The organism is Noviherbaspirillum album (genome assembly GCF_035916955.1).
GTDB classification, from domain to species: Bacteria; Pseudomonadota; Gammaproteobacteria; order Burkholderiales; family Burkholderiaceae_D; genus Noviherbaspirillum; species Noviherbaspirillum album.
Genome location: NZ_JAWIIV010000029.1, coordinates 37,465 through 58,732, shown reverse-complemented (window position 1 = coordinate 58,732; position 21,268 = coordinate 37,465). Strand labels below are relative to the sequence as shown.

The 21,268-nt window shown below is 60.4% G+C and carries 21 protein-coding genes; 7 read left to right on the top strand and 14 right to left on the bottom strand.

Annotated features, from left to right (window positions below; genetic code table 11):
* Window positions 1–3 precede the first annotated feature (3 nt).
* Entirely contained in the window at window positions 4–2,700 is a 2,697-nt protein-coding gene (gene mutS / locus RY831_RS24910; protein ID WP_437126328.1) for a DNA mismatch repair protein MutS, read from the top strand.
* Window positions 2,697–3,638 (top strand): hypothetical protein, encoded by a 942-nt coding sequence (locus RY831_RS24905; RefSeq protein WP_326509075.1) that lies wholly within the window; start codon window positions 2,697–2,699, stop codon window positions 3,636–3,638. Before mutS ends, RY831_RS24905 begins: the two co-directional genes overlap by 4 nt.
* 115 nt (window positions 3,639–3,753) lie before the next feature.
* Here RY831_RS24905 and RY831_RS24900 read toward each other — a convergent pair whose 3' ends face one another.
* Window positions 3,754–4,305, bottom strand: a complete 552-nt coding sequence (locus tag RY831_RS24900; protein WP_326509074.1) for an FKBP-type peptidyl-prolyl cis-trans isomerase — start codon at window positions 4,303–4,305, stop codon at window positions 3,754–3,756.
* A gap of 86 nt (window positions 4,306–4,391) precedes the next feature.
* Here RY831_RS24900 and RY831_RS24895 point away from each other — a divergent pair, with 86 nt between their 5' ends.
* Together RY831_RS24895 and RY831_RS24890 are read left to right on the top strand one after the other, a co-directional pair.
* Window positions 4,392–5,513 (top strand): JmjC domain-containing protein, encoded by a 1,122-nt coding sequence (locus tag RY831_RS24895; protein ID WP_326509073.1) that lies wholly within the window; start codon window positions 4,392–4,394, stop codon window positions 5,511–5,513.
* Window positions 5,514–5,747: 234 nt separating this feature from the next.
* A complete protein-coding gene (locus RY831_RS24890) occupies window positions 5,748–6,029 on the top strand; it encodes a hypothetical protein (protein ID WP_326509072.1) in 282 nt (93 codons plus the stop codon).
* A gap of 104 nt (window positions 6,030–6,133) precedes the next feature.
* Here RY831_RS24890 and RY831_RS24885 read toward each other — a convergent pair whose 3' ends face one another.
* The 10 genes from RY831_RS24885 to RY831_RS24840 form a co-directional block, all read right to left on the bottom strand.
* Entirely contained in the window at window positions 6,134–6,913 is a 780-nt protein-coding gene (locus tag RY831_RS24885; RefSeq protein WP_326509071.1) for an MBL fold metallo-hydrolase, read from the bottom strand.
* An 18-nt stretch (window positions 6,914–6,931) separates the two neighbouring features.
* On the bottom strand, window positions 6,932–8,056 hold the full coding sequence (bamC, locus tag RY831_RS24880; RefSeq protein WP_326509070.1) for an NlpB/DapX family lipoprotein: 1,125 nt from the start codon (window positions 8,054–8,056) through the stop codon (window positions 6,932–6,934).
* A gap of 73 nt (window positions 8,057–8,129) precedes the next feature.
* Entirely contained in the window at window positions 8,130–9,008 is an 879-nt protein-coding gene (gene dapA / locus RY831_RS24875) for a 4-hydroxy-tetrahydrodipicolinate synthase (RefSeq protein ID WP_326509069.1), read from the bottom strand.
* Window positions 9,009–9,087: 79 nt separating this feature from the next.
* A complete protein-coding gene (locus tag RY831_RS24870) occupies window positions 9,088–9,672 on the bottom strand; it encodes a class I SAM-dependent methyltransferase (RefSeq protein WP_326509068.1) in 585 nt (194 codons plus the stop codon).
* Window positions 9,673–9,715: 43 nt separating this feature from the next.
* Window positions 9,716–10,924: a tryptophan--tRNA ligase gene (locus RY831_RS24865; RefSeq protein ID WP_326509067.1), complete on the bottom strand. Its 1,209-nt coding sequence runs from the start codon at window positions 10,922–10,924 to the stop codon at window positions 9,716–9,718.
* 10 nt (window positions 10,925–10,934) lie between these two features.
* On the bottom strand, window positions 10,935–11,591 hold the full coding sequence (locus RY831_RS24860; protein ID WP_326509066.1) for a site-2 protease family protein: 657 nt from the start codon (window positions 11,589–11,591) through the stop codon (window positions 10,935–10,937).
* A 116-nt stretch (window positions 11,592–11,707) separates the two neighbouring features.
* A complete protein-coding gene (locus RY831_RS24855; protein ID WP_326509065.1) occupies window positions 11,708–12,331 on the bottom strand; it encodes an L-threonylcarbamoyladenylate synthase in 624 nt (207 codons plus the stop codon).
* Window positions 12,332–12,379: 48 nt separating this feature from the next.
* Window positions 12,380–13,261 (bottom strand): protease HtpX, encoded by an 882-nt coding sequence (htpX, locus tag RY831_RS24850; RefSeq protein WP_326509064.1) that lies wholly within the window; start codon window positions 13,259–13,261, stop codon window positions 12,380–12,382.
* A 139-nt stretch (window positions 13,262–13,400) separates the two neighbouring features.
* Entirely contained in the window at window positions 13,401–14,240 is an 840-nt protein-coding gene (locus RY831_RS24845) for a 3',5'-nucleoside bisphosphate phosphatase (RefSeq protein ID WP_326509090.1), read from the bottom strand.
* A gap of 141 nt (window positions 14,241–14,381) precedes the next feature.
* Window positions 14,382–15,260: an alpha/beta fold hydrolase gene (locus RY831_RS24840; RefSeq protein WP_326509063.1), complete on the bottom strand. Its 879-nt coding sequence runs from the start codon at window positions 15,258–15,260 to the stop codon at window positions 14,382–14,384.
* Window positions 15,261–15,374: 114 nt separating this feature from the next.
* Here RY831_RS24840 and RY831_RS24835 point away from each other — a divergent pair, with 114 nt between their 5' ends.
* A complete protein-coding gene (locus RY831_RS24835) occupies window positions 15,375–17,072 on the top strand; it encodes an acetate--CoA ligase (RefSeq protein ID WP_326509062.1) in 1,698 nt (565 codons plus the stop codon).
* Window positions 17,073–17,077: 5 nt separating this feature from the next.
* On the opposite strand, the gene RY831_RS24830 is transcribed toward RY831_RS24835, so the two are convergent.
* From RY831_RS24830 to RY831_RS24820, 3 genes are all read right to left on the bottom strand, one after another.
* On the bottom strand, window positions 17,078–18,103 hold the full coding sequence (locus tag RY831_RS24830; RefSeq protein ID WP_326509061.1) for a patatin-like phospholipase family protein: 1,026 nt from the start codon (window positions 18,101–18,103) through the stop codon (window positions 17,078–17,080).
* Window positions 18,104–18,353: 250 nt separating this feature from the next.
* The gene (locus RY831_RS24825; RefSeq protein ID WP_326509060.1) at window positions 18,354–18,608 is read right to left on the bottom strand and encodes a hypothetical protein; all 255 of its coding nucleotides are present in this window, start codon (window positions 18,606–18,608) and stop codon (window positions 18,354–18,356) included.
* Window positions 18,609–18,825: 217 nt separating this feature from the next.
* Window positions 18,826–19,653 carry a ferritin-like domain-containing protein gene (locus RY831_RS24820; RefSeq protein ID WP_326509059.1) on the bottom strand — a complete coding sequence of 276 codons (828 nt, stop codon included), beginning with the start codon at window positions 19,651–19,653 and terminating at the stop codon, window positions 18,826–18,828.
* 54 nt (window positions 19,654–19,707) lie between these two features.
* Here RY831_RS24820 and RY831_RS24815 point away from each other — a divergent pair, with 54 nt between their 5' ends.
* Together RY831_RS24815 and hslO are read left to right on the top strand one after the other, a co-directional pair.
* Window positions 19,708–20,232 carry a gamma carbonic anhydrase family protein gene (locus RY831_RS24815; RefSeq protein WP_326509058.1) on the top strand — a complete coding sequence of 175 codons (525 nt, stop codon included), beginning with the start codon at window positions 19,708–19,710 and terminating at the stop codon, window positions 20,230–20,232.
* Window positions 20,232–21,155, top strand: coding sequence for an Hsp33 family molecular chaperone HslO (gene hslO / locus RY831_RS24810; protein WP_326509057.1), 924 nt, complete (start codon window positions 20,232–20,234; stop codon window positions 21,153–21,155). Before RY831_RS24815 ends, hslO begins: the two co-directional genes overlap by 1 nt.
* The last annotated feature ends 113 nt before the right edge of the window (window positions 21,156–21,268 follow it).

The window sequence follows — 21,268 nt, the reverse complement described above, 5'->3', positions numbered from 1 at the left end:
GGAATGGCTTTTGTTTCTGCTTCCGCCGCAGATACCGGATCACCCGCCCGTATCGATGACATGCTGGAGAAACATACCCCCATGATGCAGCAGTATCTGCGCATCAAGGCGGATTATCCGAACACCCTGGTGTTCTACCGCATGGGCGATTTCTACGAGCTGTTCTTCGACGATGCGGAACGATCCGCGCGCATGCTGGGCATCACGCTCACCCAGCGCGGATCATCCAACGGCAATCCGATCAAGATGGCGGGAGTGCCCTTTCATTCAGTGGACCAGTATCTGGCCAAGCTGATCAAGCTCGGCGAGTCGGTCGCGATCTGCGAACAGATCGGCGATCCTGCGACCAGCAAGGGGCCTGTGGAGCGCAAAGTCGTGCGCGTCATCACGCCAGGCACCCTAACCGACTCCGACCTGCTGCCGGAGAAATCCGAGCGGCCACTGCTGGCAGTGTTCACGCAAAGCCAGCGCAAGACCGTCACCGTCGGCCTGGCATGGCTTTCAATGGCCAGCGGCGCGTTGAAGCTGATGGAATTCGCCGGCGACAGCCGGGCATTCGAAACAAGGCTCAAGCAGGAGCTGGAACGCATCGCCCCCGCCGAGATCCTGCTCGCCGACCAGGCGGAACTGATGCATCTCCAATCCGGCTCGGGCAAGTTCACGTCCGTGCCGGCATGGCACTTCGACGCGGCAAGCGGAAAAAAGGCATTGCAGGACCAGCTGGGTGTGTCCACGCTGACCGGCTTCGGCGCCGAGCATTTCAGCGCCGCCGTCGGCGCCGCAGGCGCCCTGCTCCGCTACGCGCAATCCACCCAAGGCAAGGGGCTGCAGCATGTACGCACGCTGGCTGTCGAGGCCGAGAACGAGTACATCGGCCTCGATGCCGCAACGCGCAGGAACCTGGAGCTCACGGAAACTTTGCGCGGCCAGGACGACAGCTCGTCGCCCACGCTGTTTTCCATGCTCGACCACTGCCGCACCGCGATGGGATCGCGCATGCTGCGCCACTGGCTGCACCATGCGCGACGTGATCAGGACGTGGCGCGCTCGAGGCACGCGGCGATCAATGCATTGATGCGCGCCGATGCGTCGTCGGGTTTGTCAGCCACGCTGGCAGCAGTGCCAGATGTCGAACGCATCACAACGCGAGTCGCCCTGTTCACGGCGCGGCCGCGCGATCTGGCCGGGCTGCGCAGCGGCTTGCAGCAGCTGCCTTCGCTGCGAGCCTATGTCGCCATGTGCAATCGGGATGCGGACGCGCCCCTGCTGCAGAATATCCACGAAGCATTTGCCACGCCGGCCGAATGTCTAGACCTGCTCGAGCGCGGCATCGCCCTGGAGCCGGCCGCACTGGTACGCGACGGCGGCGTCATTGCGCGCGGTTACGATGGCGAGCTCGACGAACTGCGCGCGCTCTCCGAAAATGCCGGCCAGTTCCTGGTCGACCTGGAGACGCGTGAGCGGACACGTACCGGGATCTCAAATCTGCGTGTCGAATACAACAAGGTGCATGGCTTCTACATCGAAGTCACGCATGGGCAGACCGACAAGGTGCCGGACGATTATCGCCGCCGCCAGACCCTGAAGAACGCCGAACGATACATCACGCCGGAGCTGAAGGCATTCGAAGACAAGGCGCTGTCCGCCCAGGAACGCGCGCTGGGCCGCGAGAAATTTCTTTACGAACAGCTGCTGGCCAGCCTGACGCCATTCATCGGCGTTCTGCAAACCATTGCGCAGGCGCTGGCCCAGCTTGACACGCTGGTCGCGTTGGCCGATCACGCGATGCGCAATAACTGGTGCGCACCGCAATTGGTGACCGAGCCGCGCATCTTTATCGAACAGGGGCGACATCCGGTCGTTGAAAACCAGATCGAGCGCTTCATTGCCAACGACTGCGAGCTCGGCAACGAGCGCAAGCTCCTGCTGATCACCGGCCCCAATATGGGCGGCAAGTCCACCTTCATGCGGCAGGTGGCGCTGATCACCCTGCTGGCATACGTCGGCAGTTTCGTGCCGGCGACCCAGGCCGCGATCGGTCCCATCGACCGCATCTTCACCCGCATCGGCGCGGCCGACGATCTCGCAGGCGGCCGCTCCACCTTCATGGTCGAGATGACCGAGTCGGCAGCGATCCTGAATAACGCGACCGAGCATTCTCTGGTGCTGATGGATGAAGTCGGCCGCGGCACGTCAACCTTCGACGGCCTTGCCCTGGCATGGGCCATCGCGCGGCACCTGATCGAGACCAGCCGCAGCTTCACGCTGTTTGCCACGCACTACTTCGAACTGACTCAACTGCCCGAGAGCTACCCGACCGCTGCCAACGTGCATCTGTCGGCGGTCGAGCACAAGGACAGCATTGTCTTCCTGCATGCGGTGCAGGCAGGACCGGCGTCGCAAAGCTATGGTCTCCAGGTGGCGCAGCTGGCGGGCGTTCCGCAATCCGTCATCAAGGCCGCGCGAAAGCACCTGGCGGCGCTGGAGGCGCATTCCATTCAGCCTACGCCGCAGTTCGACCTGTTTGCCCAGAGCATGACGGATCCCGGCTTGCCTGAAGAGGATGAGGAAGAAGCGGCGCAATCAACCACCGCCGCAGCGCTGCTGGCCGCGCTGGCCGACACCGATCCGGATGCCATGTCGCCGCGCGAAGCGCTTGACGCTCTCTATCGCCTGAAAAATCTGGCCGCTGCCAAATGAAGAACGGGGTCATTCGCTGGCTTGCATTCTGCCTTCTTGTCGGTGGCGGGATGCCGGCTGCGGGACAGGACCAGGATTTCAGCTTCAGCGTCATTTCGGATGTCATCAAGCGTCCTGGCGACGAACCGGAATTGCAGGAAGCGATCGAGAAGACCGATGCGGACAGTCTGGCATTCGTGGTTGCCAGCGGCATCAAGGCCGCCAGCGAACCCTGCACGGATGCGGTTTACGAGCGCCGGAAAGCGCTGCTTGACGAAGCCAAGAATGGCCTCATCGTGTCCTTGTCGGCAAGCGATTGGGCGGAGTGCAAGAATGCAGGCGGAAGGCCCGCAGCGGTCAGCAAGCTGAACTTCCTGCGGGAGCTGTTTTTCACGGACGAATTTTCAGCGGGCGGCACCAGGATTCCGCTCGTCAGGCAATCGACCATTGCCAAGTTTCGCGATTTTCCCGAGAATGCAAGATGGGAAGTAGGCAACACCATGTTTGCCACGCTGAATCTGCCTCGGAACAACAATCATTACATATTGGATGCCGGGCGCAACAGCGAATTCGAAGACCGTCTTGTGGCAAATCGGGATTGGCTGAACCGCGTATTCAGCTATGCGACGCGCCGCCGCCTCGATGGCATTGTACTGTTCAGCGACGGCAATCCCCTATCACCCCCCGTATCGAAAGCCATCAAGCGCGATGGCTACTCGGAGACGAGAAAACTTATCCAGGGCTTGTCGCAAAAGTTCGCGGGCAAGGTGCTGCTGATCCATAGCCAGCCCAACCGCGATGCGGCCGCGGGATCGATACGTTGGCGGAATAATCTGGGGGAACTGGACGCAAGCTCGGGATGGGTGAAGATCAGAGTCAGCCAGTCCGGGAATGAGGTGTTCACGGTGCAGGCCGCGGCGCCACGCGTTTCCGTTTCCTCATCCTCGGAAACTCGTTGAATTGACAAATCCGGGCCCACGCATTGCGTTCGCAGGCGAGATTCATCGGGCGTTCCTGCGTAGCGTCGAAACACCGGCGGCTCCGGCAGAAAAAACCGGAGCCGCTTGATTCGATTCAGTGAACCGGATGACTGCGGAAGTGATCGCCCTCATCACCTTCGAAATCGTCATTGTCGTGGCCTTCTCCATGTCCATGCGGACCATGGACATGTCCATGCGACACTTCCTCGGCACTGGCGGCCCGCACTTCTCCCACGCGCAAGGCAAAGCGCAGCGCAATGCCGGCCAATGGATGATTGCCATCCAACACCACCTTGTCTTCTGCAATGTCGGTGACGGTGAAGATCAGAGAATCCTCGCCACCTCCCGCGCTGTCGGGCGAGCCTTCGAACTGCATGCCGACTTCAACCGGTTCAGGCAGTCGATTGCGCGGCTCGATCTTGATCAGGTTGGGATCATAGTCGCCGAAAGCGTCTTCCGGTTCAACTTGTATGGTCGTCTCATAACCCGGGTCCTTGCCGTCCAGCGCCTCTTCGATCTTCGGGAGCGTGTTTTCATAACCGCCGTGGAGATACACCATCGGCTCTTGGCTTTCTTCAATCAGATTGCCTTGCGCATCTGAAAGTGTGTAGTGCACAGTCACTACCGTATCCTTGGCGATCTTCATGACGCTTCCTTTCATTGAATGAATGTGGCGGATTATAACCGCCGGTGAGCAATTGCCATGCCTGTAACCACGCCTATAATACCGGCATGAAAACCAATAGCCTCCTCGGTGGAATGACACCGCAACAGTTCCTGCGTGATTACTGGCATAAAAAGCCGCTCCTCATACGCCAGGCAATCCCGGGGTTTCAACCCATCCTTTCGCGCGACGCTCTTTGCTCCCTTGCTTCCAGAGACGATGTGGAAACGCGCCTGATCACCCATTTCAAGAACAAGTGGCAAATGCAGAATGGCCCGGTGCAGGACCTTCCCTCATTCGCCCAGAAGGAATGGACCATGCTGGTACAGGGCGTGAATCTGCATGACGATGCCGCCGACGCGTTGCTGCAGCAATTCCGTTTCATCCCGGATGCACGGCTCGACGACCTGATGATCAGCTATGCGACCGATGGCGGCGGCGTCGGTCCTCACTTCGATTCCTATGATGTCTTTTTGTTGCAGGCCCACGGCCGCCGGCGCTGGAGGATCAGTTCGCAAAAGGACTTGAGCCTTCATGAAGGCATGCCGCTCAAGATCCTGAAGAATTTTCGGGCGGACGACGAGTATGTGCTCGAACCCGGCGACATGCTTTATCTTCCACCGCACTATGCGCACGATGGTATTGCCGAGGGCGAATGCATGACCTATTCCATCGGCTTCCGTGCCCCGTCTTACCAGGAGCTGGGAGAGGCCTTCCTGCAGTTCATGGCCGACAGCATTGATTTGCCAGGTCGCTATGCCGATGCAGGGCTTGCCGTATCACGGCGTCCGGCGGAAATCGGCAATGCGATGCTTGAGCAGGTTGCGCTTGAAATGGAAAAAGTTCGCTTTACCAAGGAAGACATCGCTGTGTTCCTCGGCGAGTATCTTTCCGAACCCAAGCCCAATGTGTTTTACGACAGGCCGGCACGGCCGCTGCCTCCTTCGCGCTTCAGCGCCGGTGCTGAAAAGCGGGGCATCAAGCTGTCGCGAAAGACGCGCATGCTTTACAAGGGAAAATATATTTTCATCAATGGCGAGTCCTTTGCCGCCGGCGCGTCGGACCGAAAGCTGCTTGCATTGCTTGCTGACGCTCGCAAGCTCGAGGGATCACAAGTGATGGAAGCTTCAGAGGATATGAGAGAAGCCCTGCACCTCTGGTATACGGATGGCTGGCTAACGCTTTGGTGATGCGCGTGATGCTCGCATGCAAACATTACATTTACTTACAACACACTTACTAAAAGGTAATTGACCGCTGCTGCGGCGCGCAAAAAACGCTATAATTGCGAGTTAGGAAGTTTTCAAACAGTGCAATGCAACAAAAATGCGGCACGGGGGAAAACACCTACCGAGCGATAATTACCGGTAATTATTCATCGCCACGATTTTTGATAATAAATTTATTTTTTAAGGGAAAATTTCATGAAAAAGACTCTGCTGATCGCCTCCCTCCTGGCTGTTGCTCTGGCTGCTTGCGGCAAGAAAGAAGAAGCTGCTGCTCCGGCGGCGCCTGCTGCTGAAGCTCCTGCTGCTGCTCCGGCCGCACCTGCTGCTGAAGCTCCTGCTGCTGCTCCGGCCGCACCTGCTGCTGAAGCTCCTGCTGCTACTGATTCCGCTGCCGCTCCGGCTGCAACCGACTCCACTGCTACACCGGCTGCACCTGCCGCTACTGACTCCGCTGCCGCTCCGGCTGCATCCAAGTAATCAACGATTGCTTGCAAAAAAAGCCGACCTCAGGTCGGCTTTTTTCTTGGGGCTGCTGAATACCGGAAATCCTCATCGATCCAGGTCATATCGCGCATCATCCGTTACCCCTCGATCGTAATCCAATTAAACCCATCCGCCTGACACGCAATAATCACGCGTGCCGTCTCCTGTTCCAAAACCCTGCTTAATGCCGCACGCGCCAGCTCCGGCGTATTGTTCTGCTGGCTCAAATGCGCACCGATAACGACCTTGAGCCGGGAGCGGTCGAGTGACGCCAGAATTTCCGCTGTCGTTTCGTTGGATAGATGGCCGTAGGCACCGCCTATCCTGCTCCGAAGTGACGGAGGATAAGCGGAGTTGGCCAGCATGCCGCGGTCGTGATTGCACTCCAACACCAAGGCATCGCAGCCGCTCAGGCTGTGTGTCAGATGCGGCGTTGCCTGTCCGGCGTCGGTCAGCACACCCAACTTGAAACGCTCATCCTTGATCACGTATTGAACCGGCTCGCGGGCGTCATGCGGTACGGTATAGGGAGTCAATTCGAGATCACCGATGTTCAGGGGTTCTCCATCCCGGCAAAAATGAAATGCGACGCCGTCGCAGTCTTTTCGAACCGCTTGATAGGTTCCGTAGGACAGCCAGACGGGAAGACGGTGACGGCGAGCGAATTTGAGAGCGCCGCCGACATGGTCCTGGTGCTCGTGGGTCACCACGATGCCGCTAATGTCAGCCGGGCCCATGCCGAGGCGCAGAAGCCGACGCTCGGTTTCCTTGATGTTGAAGCCACAGTCCAGCATGACCGTCGTGCTTGTCATGCCGGATGTGGTTGAAATCAGCAGTGCATTGCCTTCACTGCCACTACCTAGACTTGCAAACTTCAAATGATAGGACTTGGTTGATTACTTCAGTTGCTCGTTCAGTAACGACAGAATGCGGTCAGCGGTCTGGGAGGTTTCAGGCCGGCCATCATTGTTCAGGATCGCGACCTGGCTGCTGGTTCCTGCGCCCTTGACAGACACCCGATAACGGGGAGCGGTCTTGGCCTTGTCGCTGTTCGACCCGAAAGTGAACAACTTGGAGAAGAAGCCCTTGTCGTTCTGCTTCTGGTCCGTATCGGGATCGACATAGCGCACGAAATACAGCCCCTGGGTACGATCACGATCTTCAACGGTGAAGCCGACACGGTCCAGTGCCAGGCCAACCCGGCGCCAGGCACGGTCGAAGCCTTCATCCACTTCGACATAGCCGCCGTTCGCGCTCTTGACGAGTTTCGCACGCGACGGCTGTGCAATCGCGTTGGCGACAGTTGCCTTCGCCCTGACCTCTTCCGAGCCGATGCGCGCCATCAGGCGGGACAGAAATTCGGCTTCCAGTTCCGGATCCGCCGGACGAGGAGTCCAGGTTGTCGATTCTTTCTGGGCGCCGACGAGCACTTCCTGCATGCCGCGATGGCTGATGTAGATTTCGGTGGAGCCGTCCGCGGCGCGCTCTAGACGGGTACGGAACTTGTCTCGCTCGCCAGTGGAATACAGGGAATCCAGCGCCTTGCCCAAAGCATTGCGGATGAAATCCTGCGGAATCTTTGCGCGGTTTTCCGCCCAGTCGGTTTCCATGATGCCGGCCTGCGGAGTTTCCTGCACCAGCAGGAAACCGGAATCTTGCCAGAAATCCTTGATCTGAGGCCACAGCACTTCCGGCGCCTGCTTGACCACCAGCCAGCGCTGGTTTCCGGCCCGCTCGATGCGCATGTCCGCAGAAGACGCAGGCGCCACCGTGGTCGTGGCGGCCGGGCGGGCGCTCTGCTGCATGGTGTAGCCGGAAGCCGTCGCGGTACCGCGGTTGGCTTCGGGAATCGCATAGCGGTTCTCACGCTGCAGCTGCGTCAGGTCGGGCGGAATCTCGAGCGAGGGAGCCTTGCCGGCGCTCTTGTACTCCACCCGGTCGGGTTCGAGGAGATTGCCGATCGAACCGCAACCCACCATGCCGGCCAGCGCCATTGCATAGATAAGTCCACGTTGAGCCATGTGAGAATGCTTGCGAATAGTCATGTCGATGCTGAAAAGGTGAAATGTTTAGCTGCGTGGCAACGAGCGGCGCCTATTGTAATACACCAGACTCGCGCAGCGCAGCCCGGACGACTTCATGATATTCGGCGGCAAGCGGGGCGAGAGGCAGGCGGATACCCTCGGGCATCATGCCCATCTGGGTCAATGCCCATTTCACCGGAACCGGATTCGGCTCGACAAAGAGCTTGTTGTGCAAGGGCAGCATGCGGTTGTTGATGGCAACCGCTTCCTCGACGCGTCCGCTCATCGCGGCGACGCACAGCTCATGCATTGCCCGCGGGGCGACATTGGCTGTCACGGAAATGTTACCCTTGCCGCCGCAGAACATCAGCGCCATCGCAGTCGGATCATCGCCGGAATAGACCGCGAAGGACTTCGGCGCGAGGCGAATCAGGTCGGTGCCCCGACCGATATTGCCTGTCGCATCCTTAACGCCGACGATTCCCGGCACCTGCGCGAGGCGCAGGATGGTGTCATTGGACATGTCTGCCACCGTGCGGCCGGGAACATTGTAGAGAATCGCGGGAAGGTCGACCGATTCGGCGATTTTCCTGAAGTGCCGGTACATTCCTTCCTGGGTCGGGCGGTTGTAATACGGGACCACTAACAGCGACGCATCGGCGCCGACGTCTTTCGCGTAGCGCGTCAGTTCGATCGCTTCCGTGGTCGAGTTGCCGCCTGTGCCGGCAATGACCGGAATGCGCTTTGCGACATGCTCGACAGCGACCCGGATCAGCTCGCAGTGCTCTTCCACCGATACGGTCGGGGACTCGCCGGTGGTTCCTACAATGACGATGCCATCGGTGCCTTCAGCAATATGCCAGTCGATCAGTTTCCGCAAGCCAGGCAAGTCAATGCTGCCGTCTGCGTGCATGGGGGTGACGATTGCGACTATGCTGCCTTGGATCATGATGATATTCGGTAAGAATAGAAAAGATTGATTGTAGCGGATAGCCTGCCCCCCGTGGGCAATCTCAAGGCGCAGCGGCTCAAAACAGCCTGAGTCCTTCCAGTCCTGTCAAGGCCTCGCCCTTGACCAGGCACAAGCGCTGAACCATCGCGGGTTTGGGAGCGGCGGCATAGCCATCCTCGTACGCCACGACGCGCGAGCCGCGGTCGGCAAATTGCATTGCGAACTGCAGCAATTCGCCGGGTCGAAGCAGGAACGCAGGATTTGACGGTTTGCCGAACCGTTCATTGCCGGCAGCAAAGGTCTCGTACAGCAGAATCCCGGACGGCGCGAGACTGGCAAATAGACAGGGAAGCAGCGGGCGATGCAGGTAATTGGTCACCACGATGCCGGCAAAGCGATCCTTCTCGAACGGCCAGTGCGGCGGCTCGTGCGGGCCATGAGCCTCGAGGTCCATCTGCAAGGTGGTGGTGAAGCTGCCGGCGGCACTGGCGAGCGCTTCGGGATCGCGGTCGACCGCCAGCACCGGGTTCCCTTCCCTTGCCAGCAGCCGGACGTGCCGGCCGCTTCCGCATGCGAGATCGAGTATCTCGCCGGGAGGGATCAGCGGCGCGAACCGCCTGACCCATACGGAAGCCTGTTCGCTCGGAGGATGCGGGCTCATGAGCTTGCGGACATTCGGCGGTGTGCGAGCATTCGACGCGCGGTCACAGGGAGTTGTAGCCCAGGCCCATCGCCTCGCGCACGTCGCGCATGGTTTCCTGCGCGAGCTTGCGTGCCTTGCCGCAACCGTCCGCGACGATGGCGCGCACCAGCGAAGGATCATCCAGGTACTTCTGCGCGCGTTCGCGCATGGGTTCCTGTTCCTTCAGTACGCCATCGACCACCGGCTGCTTGCACTCGATGCAACCGATGCCGGCGGAACGGCAACCCTTGACCACCCAATCCTTGGTCGGCTCGTCGGAATACACCTTGTGCAGCTGCCATACCGGGCATTTCTCCGGTTCGCCAGGGTCGGTGCGGCGCACGCGGGCAGGATCGGTCGGCATGGTGCGGATCTTCTTTGTCACGGATTCCCTGTCCTCGCGGAGGGTGATCGAATTGCCGTAGCTCTTGGACATCTTCTGGCCATCCAGGCCGGGCAGGCGCGAATCCTCGGTCAGGCGTGCCTGCGGCTCGACCAGGATCAGCTTGCGGCTGCCTTCCAGGTAGCCGAACAGCCGCTCGCGATCGCTCGTGGACAGGCTTTGCGCTTCGTCGAGCATCGCCCTGGCCTGCTCCAGCGCCTCGGCATTGCCCTGCTGCTGGTAATCGGTGCGCAGTTCGGTGTAGGCGCGTGCTCGCTTGCCGCCGAGCTTCTTGATGGCTTCCTGCGCCTTTTCCTCGAAACCCTTTTCCCGGCCGTACAGGTGATTGAAGCGGCGCGCCAGTTCGCGCATCATTTCAATGTGCGGCACCTGGTCCTCGCCAACCGGGACCAGGCTGGCGCGGTAAATCAGCACATCCGCCGCCTGCAGCAGCGGGTAGCCGAGGAAGCCGTACGTCGCAAGATCGCGGTCCGCCAGCTTTTCCTGCTGATCCTTGTAGGTCGGGACGCGCTCGAGCCAGCCGAGCGGAGTTGCCATCGACATCAGGAGGTGCAGCTCGGCATGCTCGGGCACCTTGGACTGAATGAACAAGGTGGCCTGGGAGGGATCGACTCCGGCGGCCAGCCAGTCGATCAGCATGTCCCACGTGCTGGTTTCGATGATGCTCGGATCGTCGTAATGCGTTGTCAACGCATGCCAGTCGGCCACGAAGAACAGGCAAGGCAATTCGGATTGCATCTTGACCCAGTTCTTGAGGGCACCGTGATAATGGCCAAGGTGCATCGCCCCAGTCGGACGCATGCCGGAAACAACGCGGTCGGGATACATAGTGTTCAGCTTAGAGAAATAATTTAAGAGGAGTGGCGATCAGCTGCAGCAGCGAATGGGCCGCGGTCATGACCGGCACCATCCAGAAATACAGCACCTTGAACAGGACCAGGGCCATGACGATGAAGAAGCCATAAGGTTCGATCTGCGCGAACCTGTAAGCATACCTGTTCGGCAGGAGGCTGGTAAGCACCCTGCCGCCATCCAGCGGCGGGATGGGAAACAGGTTGAACGCAAACATGACCAGGTTGGTAAGGATGCCGGCCTGCGCCATGCGCATGAAAAACTCTTCGCCAACTCCAGCCACACTGAGGAAGATCGCAAATACGAGCCACAGGAAGGCCATGAAGAAGTTGGACGCGGGACCGGCGAGCGCGACCCATGCCATGTCGCGCTTGGGCTTGCGCAGGTTGCCGTAGTCCACCGGCACCGGTTTCGCGTACCCGAACAGGAAGTTTCCGGACGTTCCTACGTAGAGCAGGATGGGAATGACGATGGTGCCGAAGGGATCGATGTGCCGCACCGGATTGAGGCTCATGCGCCCCTGCATGTAGGCGGTCGAGTCGCCGAGGTAGCGGGCGGCGTAGGCATGCGCGGCTTCATGCAGGGTGATGGCGAACAGCACCGGCAATGCATAGACGGCAATAGTCTGAATGAGATCTTCCATGGAGGGATTTTAACAGAGGGGTCGATGAGCGCCGGAAAGAACGGCCCGGCGTCCCGGAGCCGCGTGAGCGGCTTGCCATCCGCCTACCGCGGACGGGCGGGATGGCGCATCCGGCATTACAGGCCGAAGACGGCCGGATCTCCCCTTCCTTGGCGGATCAGTTGCGGCTCTTCATCAGTCAAATCGATCACCGTCGTGGGTTCGAGGCTGCATGCGCCGCCATCGATCACAAGTTCGACCTGGCGCTCGAGACGGTTGCGCACCTCGTCGGGATCGGTGAGCGGATCCTCGTCATCGGGCAGGATCAGCGTGGTACCCAGCAGCGGTTGGCCCAGTTCTTCGAGCACGGCGTGCGCGATCGCGTTCTCCGGCACGCGCAAGCCGATGGTCTTGCGCGATGGATGGCTGAGGCGGCGCGGCACTTCCTTGGTGGCTTCGAGAATGACGGTAAACGGCCCGGGCGTGGCCGACTTGAGCATCCGGTACTGGCGGTTGTCGACACGAGCATAGAGCGCGATCTCGCTGAGGTCCCGGCACAGCAGCGTCAGATGATGCTTATCGTCAACGCCGCGTATGCGGCGCAGCCGGTCGACCGCTCCCTTGTTGTCGAGCTGGCAGACCAGCGCGTAGCAGGAGTCGGTGGGAAGCGCGACGATGCCGCCGCCATGGATGATCTGCACCGCCTGCTTAATCAGGCGAAGCTGAGGATTTTCCGGATGGATCTGAAAAAATTGGCTCATAAAAAACTACGGCGGCCTATCGGACCGCCGTTACCGTAACAGGAATGATTACTGCGCGTTGCGTAGTGCGGCAATGCGCTGTTCGATGGGTGGATGGCTCGAGAACAACGCGGCGAAACCCGAGCCGCCGCCATTGATGCCGAACGAGCGGAAATTCTGCGGCAGGGTAGCCGCCGGTTCCAGGCCGCCAAGACGGGCCAGCGCATTAACCATCGGCTGCGGCGAACCCAGCAGCTTGGCCGATCCGGCATCGGCGCGGAATTCGCGGTAGCGCGAGAACCAGGCGACGATGATGGAGGCGAGTATGCCGAACAGGATTTCGCAGACGAATACCGTGACCATGTAGCCGATACCCGGGCCGCGGTCATCGCTGTTGCGGAACACCGCCTTGTCGATCAGGTAGCCGACCACGCGCGCCAGGAAGACCACGAAGGTGTTTACGACACCCTGGATCAGGGTCAGTGTCACCATGTCGCCGTTGGCGACGTGGGCAATCTCGTGGCCGAGCACCGCTTCGACTTCATCCTTGGTCATGCTTTCCAGCAAGCCGGTCGATACCGCGACCAGAGCGGAGTTCTTGAAGGCGCCGGTGGCGAATGCATTGGGCTCGCCCTCGTAGATTGCCACTTCCGGCATGGCGATGCCGGCGCGGTCGGACAGGCGCTTCACGGTATCCACCAGCCACAGCTCGGTCGACGATGATGGAGCCTCGATCACATGCGCGCCGGTCGACCACTTCGCCATTGGCTTGCTCATCAGCAGCGAGATGAAGGCGCCGGTGAAGCCGACCACCAGCGAATACACCATCAGGCTGCCCAGGTTCAGGCCGGATCCGGTCAGATAGCGGTTCACGCCGAGCAGCGACAACACGACCGACATGACCAGCATGACGGCGAGATTGGTCGCGACGAACAGGAATATTCTTTTCATTAATTTGCCTCCACAAGACAGAACCTAAATAGGTGCCTGCCATTGAAAATCAAGAGGCGACATGATGCCACAAAGTCATTTCAGAACCATGCACGATGGAAAGAAACTGCGGAACCGGGACTAGGCTCATCGTACCGGGTCATCCCAGGCGCCAATCGTGCCAAACCGGCGTCAGCGACGACGGCAGCGGCGGCAATCCACCCAGTTCGGTATGGGACTCGCCCGGCGCATGAAAATCCGAACCGCGCGACGCCAGCAGGCCGTACTTGCGCGCCACATTGGCGTACTCGTCGAATTCTTCGGGCGTGTGGCTGCCGGTCACCACTTCCATTCCTACGCCGCCGTAGCGCTTGAATTCGCCGAGGAAGGCGTCGAGCGCGATGTCGCCGAGGTCGTAGCGCCCCGGATGCGCGACGACGGCGATGCCGCCCGCGCCGCGGATCCAGCTGACCGCATCCTTCAGGGTAGCCCAGCGATGCGGCACATAGCCCGGCCTGCCCTCGATCAGATACTTGCTGAAGACTTCGCTGACATCTTTGCATACACCGATTTCGATGATGTAGCGGGCAAAGTGCGTACGGGAAATCAGGTCCGGATTGCCGACATGCTTGAGCGCGCCTTCGAATGCGTTCGGAATGCCTGCCTGCGCCAGCTGTTCCGACATTTCACGCGCGCGCTGCTCGCGACCGGAGCGGGTGCGGATCAGGCCCTGCTTCAGATCCTCGTTGCGTTCATCGAACTGCAGGCCGACGATATGAATTGTCTGCGACGCCCAGGTCACCGAGATCTCGACTCCGGTGATGTAATGCATGCCGAGCGCACGTGCCGCCTCCCTTGCCTCCGGGATGCCGTCGATTTCATCATGATCCGTCAGAGCCCAGACATCGACGCCATTTGAGCGCGCACGCGCGGCAACTTCGGCTGGCGGCAAGGCGCCGTCTGAGATGTTGGAATGACAGTGCAGATCGACGTTAAGCATGGGAATCTTGGAAAGTGCGCGGTGTGGGAATGCAATTTGATTCATTGTACGCCGAAGCGGACTGACGCTGCGCCGACATAGCGCAGAAGATGTGCGCTACCGGCCGCGGATTCCGGCACGTCGGCATTTCCGCCATGCCTGTCAGTTCTGCAAGAATCCTTCAATCAGGGCGGCCAGTTCCTCGGGCTGGTCATGGTGCAGCATATGGCCGGCATCCTTGATCAATGCCGTCGTTACCCGGGGAATGAATTTGATTCGGCGGTCGATTTCGATGCGGGCGGTGTCTTTCGGCCCCATCCAGCGCCAGGCTTCGGTGTCGTCGGCTTCGACCCAAAGCACCGGCGCCGAAATCGCCTGCCAGCACGCCAGGACTTCATCGACCCGATACAGGACCGGACTCACCAGCTTGTGGGCAGGATCGCCCAGGATCGCCCATTCGCCGCGCTCATTCTGCTCCGACCAGTGATGCGACAGGAATTCGGCGCGCTCGTCGCTCAGGCGGGCATTGGTTTTCTGCAGGCGCGCGGCCACCTCGGCCCGCGTTGAGTAGCTGCGCATGCGCGGAGGATTGCGCAGTTCGTCCAGCCAGGTTGCATAGCGCCCCGGGGCCTGTTCCGGCTTGGTGGACGGCAGGCCGAAGCCTTCGAGATTGATCAACCTGCGGATACGCGCCGGCCGCACGCCGGCGTACAGCATCACCACATTGCCGCCCATGCTATGCCCCAGCAGGTCGACCGGCTGATCGGGCGAATAATGGGCAAGGATGGCATCGAGATCGGCCATGTAATCCGGAAACCAGTAGCAGTCCGCACCGGGGGTCCTGGTCGGCCCGAAGCCGCGCCAGTCGGGAGCGATCACATGCCAGCGCTGCTTCAGGCAGTCGACGACAAACTGGAACGAGGCCGACACGTCCATCCAGCCGTGCACCATGAAGAGTTTAGGCGCATCCTCATCGCCCCAGTGCCTTACATGGTACTGAAGACCGCGGACGGGAATGAATTCGGAACGGGAAGTTTTCATGGCGGTGCACCGGCGTCAATGGAAAATACTGCTGTTAAAGGCATAATTACGTGCAAAGCCAAACCTGAAAAGCGGTTAATAGCACGATCGTTCGATAATTATACTGGAGACTGCATGCCTCAAACACAAAGACAAGCGCAGGTTGATCTTTACGAAGAGCTCTACACCAGGTTCCGTTGGCATGTGCCGGAGCGGATGAATATCGCGGAGCTGTGCTGCGCCCGCTGGGCACAGGATGATGCGCGCATTGCGATCCACTATGAGGACGATGCCGGGCACACGGCCAGCGTAACCTACCGGCAGCTGCATGAAGATGCAAACCGCCTGGCGAACCGGCTGCGCGCGCTCGGCGTCGGCAAGGGAGATTGCGTTGCCATCGTGCTGCCCCAGCGGCCGGAAACCGCGGTTGCGCACATGGCGTGCTACCGGCTTGGCGCCATCGCCATGCCGCTCTCCATCCTATTCGGGCCGGAAGCCCTGGAATATCGCTTGCAGCACAGCGATGCTTCGGTCGCGATCGTCGACCAGGCGGGGCTGCAAAATCTCCGTGACGCGCGTCCGAACTGTCCGGCGCTCAAGCATCTGATCGGTGTCGATTGCAACGCATCCGCCGGCTCTGCCGACTCCGGTCTGCTCGACTGGCCCGCGGAATTGGCCTCCGCAAGCGATCAATTCACTCCCGAGCAAACTGCCGCAAGCGACCCGGCGGTGCTCATCTATACGAGCGGAACGACCGGAGCACCCAAGGGCGCGCTGATTCCCCACTCCGCCATCATCGGTAACCTGACCGGTTTCGTCGCATCGCAGAACTGGTTTCCCCAGCCGGGCGACGTCTTCTGGTCACCCGCTGACTGGGCCTGGACCGGCGGCCTGATGGATGCGCTGCTGCCCAGCCTGTATTTCGGCATGCCCATCGTCGGCTATCGTGGCAGATTCTCGCCCGAGACGGCGTTCGGCCTTCTGCAGAAATACGGCGTCACCAACACCTTCCTCTTCCCCACCGCGCTGAAGATGATGATGAAAGCCTTTCCGGAACCTCGCGGCCAGTTTTCGCTGAAGCTGCGCGCGATCATGAGTGCCGGCGAAGCGGTGGGAGATGCGGTATTCAACTGGTGTGAATCCGCACTGGGTGTCACGCCGAACGAAATGTTCGGGCAAACCGAGATGAACTACATCGTCGGCAACAGCTCACAGCGCTGGCCGGCCAAACCCGGCAGCATGGGCCGCCCTTACCCCGGTCATCGGGTTGCCGTGATCGACGACGAAGGCCGGCCGGTGAAAGCCGGGGAAACCGGCGAAGTCGCGCTCAACCGGACCGATATCCATGGCGATCCGGATCCGATCTTTTTCCTCGGATACTGGAAGAATCCCGAAGCAACCCGCAGCAAGTACACCGGCGACTGGTGCCGCACCGGCGACCTTGCCTCCGTCGACGACGATGGCTACCTCTGGTACCAGGGACGCGCCGACGACATGTTCAAGGCCGCCGGCTACCGCATCGGCCCGTCGGAAATCGAGAACTGCCTCGTCAAGCATCCCGCGGTGGCCAATGTTGCGGTCGTGCCCAAGCCGGATAAGGAAAGGGGCAATATCGTGAAGGCCTTTATCGTGCTCACGCCCGATACGCCGAGGGCGCCGGAGAGCGATGCGCAACTCGTTGCAAGACTGCAGGAGCATGTGCGCGGCAAGCTTGCGCCTTACGAATATCCGAAGGAAATCGAATTCATCGACGAGCTGCCCATGACGACCACCGGCAAGGTGCAGCGCCGCGTGCTGCGCCTGCTCGAACAGGAGCGCAGCGCAGCAGCTTGAGCTTGTCAGGCAAGCAGCCTCGACAGGCGAAACGAGGAACGCACCCCGAGCGCGCGGGCGTTGATCTCCAGCCATTGCGAGGCGCGAGCCCTGCCCTCCTCGTGGAGCCCGAGCAGGAATGCCGGCTTTGCGTTCATCTTGCTGTGCCGGTCGAGCTGGCTCATCAGTTGCCGTGATTCGATCACATGCAGGTTGAGCTGGCGCAACCGGCGCTCGACCCTGCCGAAGGCCAGCCAGCCACGCCTGGCCTCACGCTGCGCCAGCGTCAAGGCCTGCAGCTCGGTAAAGAAACTGGAACTGAATCCCATCTCGGTGAGACGATGCCGGATTTCGGCGGCGGTTTTGGGCACCTTGAGTGTCGGTTCGGGATTGAGCAGAACGACCATCATGTCGCGCGCGGCGCATTTGCTGATCAAGGGGAACAACGGAGGATTGGATGTCAATCCTCCGTCCCAGTAGGCATCGCCGTTGATTTCGATGGCGTGGTGCAGGAGCGGCAGGCAGGCCGATGCCAACAGGACGTCAATGGACAGCTGACGGTTGCGGAACAGCTTCAGCGTGCCGGTGCTGACCTGCGTGGTGGCGATGAAAAGCCGGACCGGGCACGCGGCGCGCAAGCGTTCGAAGTCGACCTGGCGAAGCAGCACCTCGCGCAGCGGATTGATATCGAAGGGGTTGAGCTGGTAAGGCGAGAAAAAGCGCGGCAGTGCCAATAGCGGCCGCAAGCTTGCCGGCAGTTCGGAATGGGCGGCGATGTCGCTCGCGGCTCCAGGATGGTCTTGAACCATGCTGAACGGCAAACGCAAGCTGATGCTGTCCCAGAAATCCTTCAGCGCCTGGCGCGCGCCGTCACGCCCGCCGGTGGTCAGCCCATGGGCCATCACCACCGCATTCATCGCGCCGGCGCTGGCGCCGCTGAGTGCTTCGATGCCGATTGCCTCCTCTTCAAGCAGGCGGTCGAGCACTCCCCAGGTAAATGCGCCATGGGCTCCACCTCCCTGCAGGGCTAGAGTAATAGTCTTTTTATGCATGGCTCCCGCCGTTGTTGTCAGCAGCGTCTATTGCGCTACAGTGCCGGATAGCACCAGATATCACCGGATCACGACCGACATGCAGGCGCGATGGGCGCGAATGAGCTCATATCAGGCGCATGCAGGTACGAGTTCGGCGCCGCCCGCTGGCGTTGGCGAAAACGGGCTGGATGAGAGTGGAAGGTGCTTTGGCGACAAAGCTCACGGCTTGACCGCCATCGCGGTGAGGCGAGCGCGAAGATGGAAGGCGCTATTCCTTTTTCTGCGCTTCCTGTGCCTTGTCTTCCAGCTTGGCGCCGGCTTCCTGCAACCCCTTGCCGGCTTTTTCAGCAACCTTGTTCAATTCTTCGCCGGCGCGCTTGGCTGCCTGGTCGATCTGTTGACCGGCCCGTTCCGCGGGACCCGGTCCTTCAGCCGCAGTTTCCTGTTTCTCGCAGGCAGACAAGCCCGCGATCAGCACGCCGGCGGCAAGCGCGGCGCGTATGAAATTGAATCTAACCAACATGACGTACTCCCTTTACAAGGAAACCATTTGCATGCGGTCTACAAGGGCCATAGTCTTGTTATGACATGTCTCGCGGCAATGCAGTCTTATGTCAGCCCTTGCTGACCCCCTACGCACAAAGACTGTTCGAGCATGCGTTAGTTTCCGTTTTTGATGCGGCGCAGTAGAGCAACTCCTGCCATCATGCAACGGCTGCCTGGACGCCGGCAGGGAAGGATCAGGTCGGCAGTGCGGCGATTTCCGCGTCGGTGAATCCTGCCGCTCTCCGCGCATCGAGATTGAAAGGTCCGCGAAGCGGCGGCGCCTTGTACTGCGCCGCCAATTCGGCATACGCGGCAAGGGGCTCCAGGCCGCGATCTCTGCAGAGCCATGCATACCAGCGGTTTCCGATGGCGACGTGACCAATCTCGTCGCGCAGGATGATGTCCAGAATGGATGCGCCTGCCTCATCGCCAGCCTGGGCCAGCTTCGCCCGTACCGCTGGAGACGCATCGAGGCCGCGCGCCTCCAGCGTTCTCGGCACCAGGGCCATGCGAGCAAGCACGTCGGCGTTGGTCTTCTCCGCCATGTCCCATAGACTATTGTGAGCGGAGAAGTCGCCATAGGCATGGCCGAGCGTGGCGAGATGCGCAGCCAGCAGAGAGTAATGCAAGGCTTCTTCCGACGCCACCTTCAACCAGTCCGCGTAATAATCTGCGGGCATTCCAGGAAAACGCCACAGGGCATCTAGCGCCAGGTTGATGGCATTGAATTCGATATGCGCAAGAGCATGGATCATCGCGGAGCGACCTTCCACCGTGCGCATCGAGCGGTGCTTCACTTCGCGAGGAGCAACTAGCGCCGGGCGCGGGGGACGTCCCGGTATGTCGCCGGCAGGCGCGATGCCGCTATTTACATCAAGCATCATCCGACCGTCCGCCCATGTCCGAGCCAGCGCTCGGACGCCGTCCGCCTTCATGCCTGCGTCTGTCTCCCGCAGCCAATGCAGCGCGGCTCGACGCAACTCCTTGGGAATGTCCGGGTTCGGTGCGGATGATGGGTTCATGCAAGCAGCGTTAAAATGTCGACTCGACCAAACCTCACATTCTACGAAAAATCCATGGCTATCTACCAACTAGGCGAACATGTCCCGCAGATTGATCCATCGTCCTACGTTGCCGACACCGCGAACGTAATCGGCAAAGTGAAGATCGAAGCCAATGCGAGCATTTGGTTCGACGTCACCATACGCGGCGACAATGAATTGATCACGGTCGGGGAAAACAGCAATGTGCAGGAAGGCTGCATCCTTCATACCGATCCCGGCTATCTGCTTACCGTGGAGAAAAACGTAACCGTGGGTCACCAGGCAATGCTGCATGGCTGCACGATCGGCGAGGGTTCGCTGATTGGCATCCAGGCTGTCGTGCTCAATGGCGCCAGAATCGGCAGGAACTGCCTGGTCGGCGCTGGCGCGCTCGTGACCGAAGGAAAGGAATTCCCGGACAACTCCCTGATCATCGGCTCACCCGCCAAAGTGGCGCGTACATTGACCGAAGAAGACATAGCACGCATGCATCGCAACACCGGCAACTATGTCAAGCGCGGTCAGCTTTTCAAGAAAGAATTAAAGAGAGTTGGTTAATGATGGATACCTTGCAGCGATTTATTTTTGAGAACGCCTCGGTGCGTGGCGAACTCGTCGAGATTTCCGACGCCTGGCGCCAGGTGCTGGCACGCAAAACCTATCCATCCGCGGTGAGAAACCTGCTCGGGGAATTGATGGCCGCCGCCGCGCTACTGTCGGCGAATCTCAAATTCAACGGCATGCTCGTGATGCAGATGCATGGCGACGGTCCGGTGCGCCTCCTCGTCGTGGAATGCGACTCCGACCTGCAGATACGCGCCACTGCCAAGCTGGCCGACGATGTCAGCATCGCGGATGATGCCGGCCTTGAAGAACTGGTCAATGCGCACGGCCAGGGCCGTTTCGTTATCACGCTCGACCCCAAGGACAAACTGCCGGGCCAGCAGCCCTACCAGGGCATCGTGCCGCTGGACGGCGATTCCGTAGCCGTGGTGATCGAGAACTACATGCTGCGTTCCGAGCAGCTCGATACGAAACTATGGCTGGCGGCAGACGGGAATGTTTCGCGCGGCCTGCTGCTGCAGAAATTGCCCGGTGAAGGCGGCACCGGGACCGAGGTTGATTCGGTCGAAGCCTGGAACCATAGCGTGATCCTGGCTTCGACCCTGAAGCGCGAGGAAATTCTGACGACCGACATCGCGACGCTGATGCGGCGCTTGTTCTGGGAAGAGACGATCCGGGTATTCGAGCCACGGCATCCGAGCTTCCACTGCAGCTGCAACCGCGAAAAGGTCGGCAACATGCTGAAGATGCTGGGCAAGGAGGAAGTCGACTCCGCCCTCGCCGACCTGGGCAAGCTGGCGATCAACTGCGATTTCTGCGGCCAGCATTACGAATTCGACAAAGTCGACTGCGCACAGCTTTTTGCAACCGAACACACCAGTGACGCCATCCAGCCTGCCGGCAGCGTGCGGCATTGATTGGCGGATGTGCCGGCAGTTCGGGGAAGCGGGACTTGCAGGGAATATCGGAGACTCACCGGGTCCAGTCTCACGCGGGGACAGCCCAGATGAGACCGGGGTTGCAATGCATG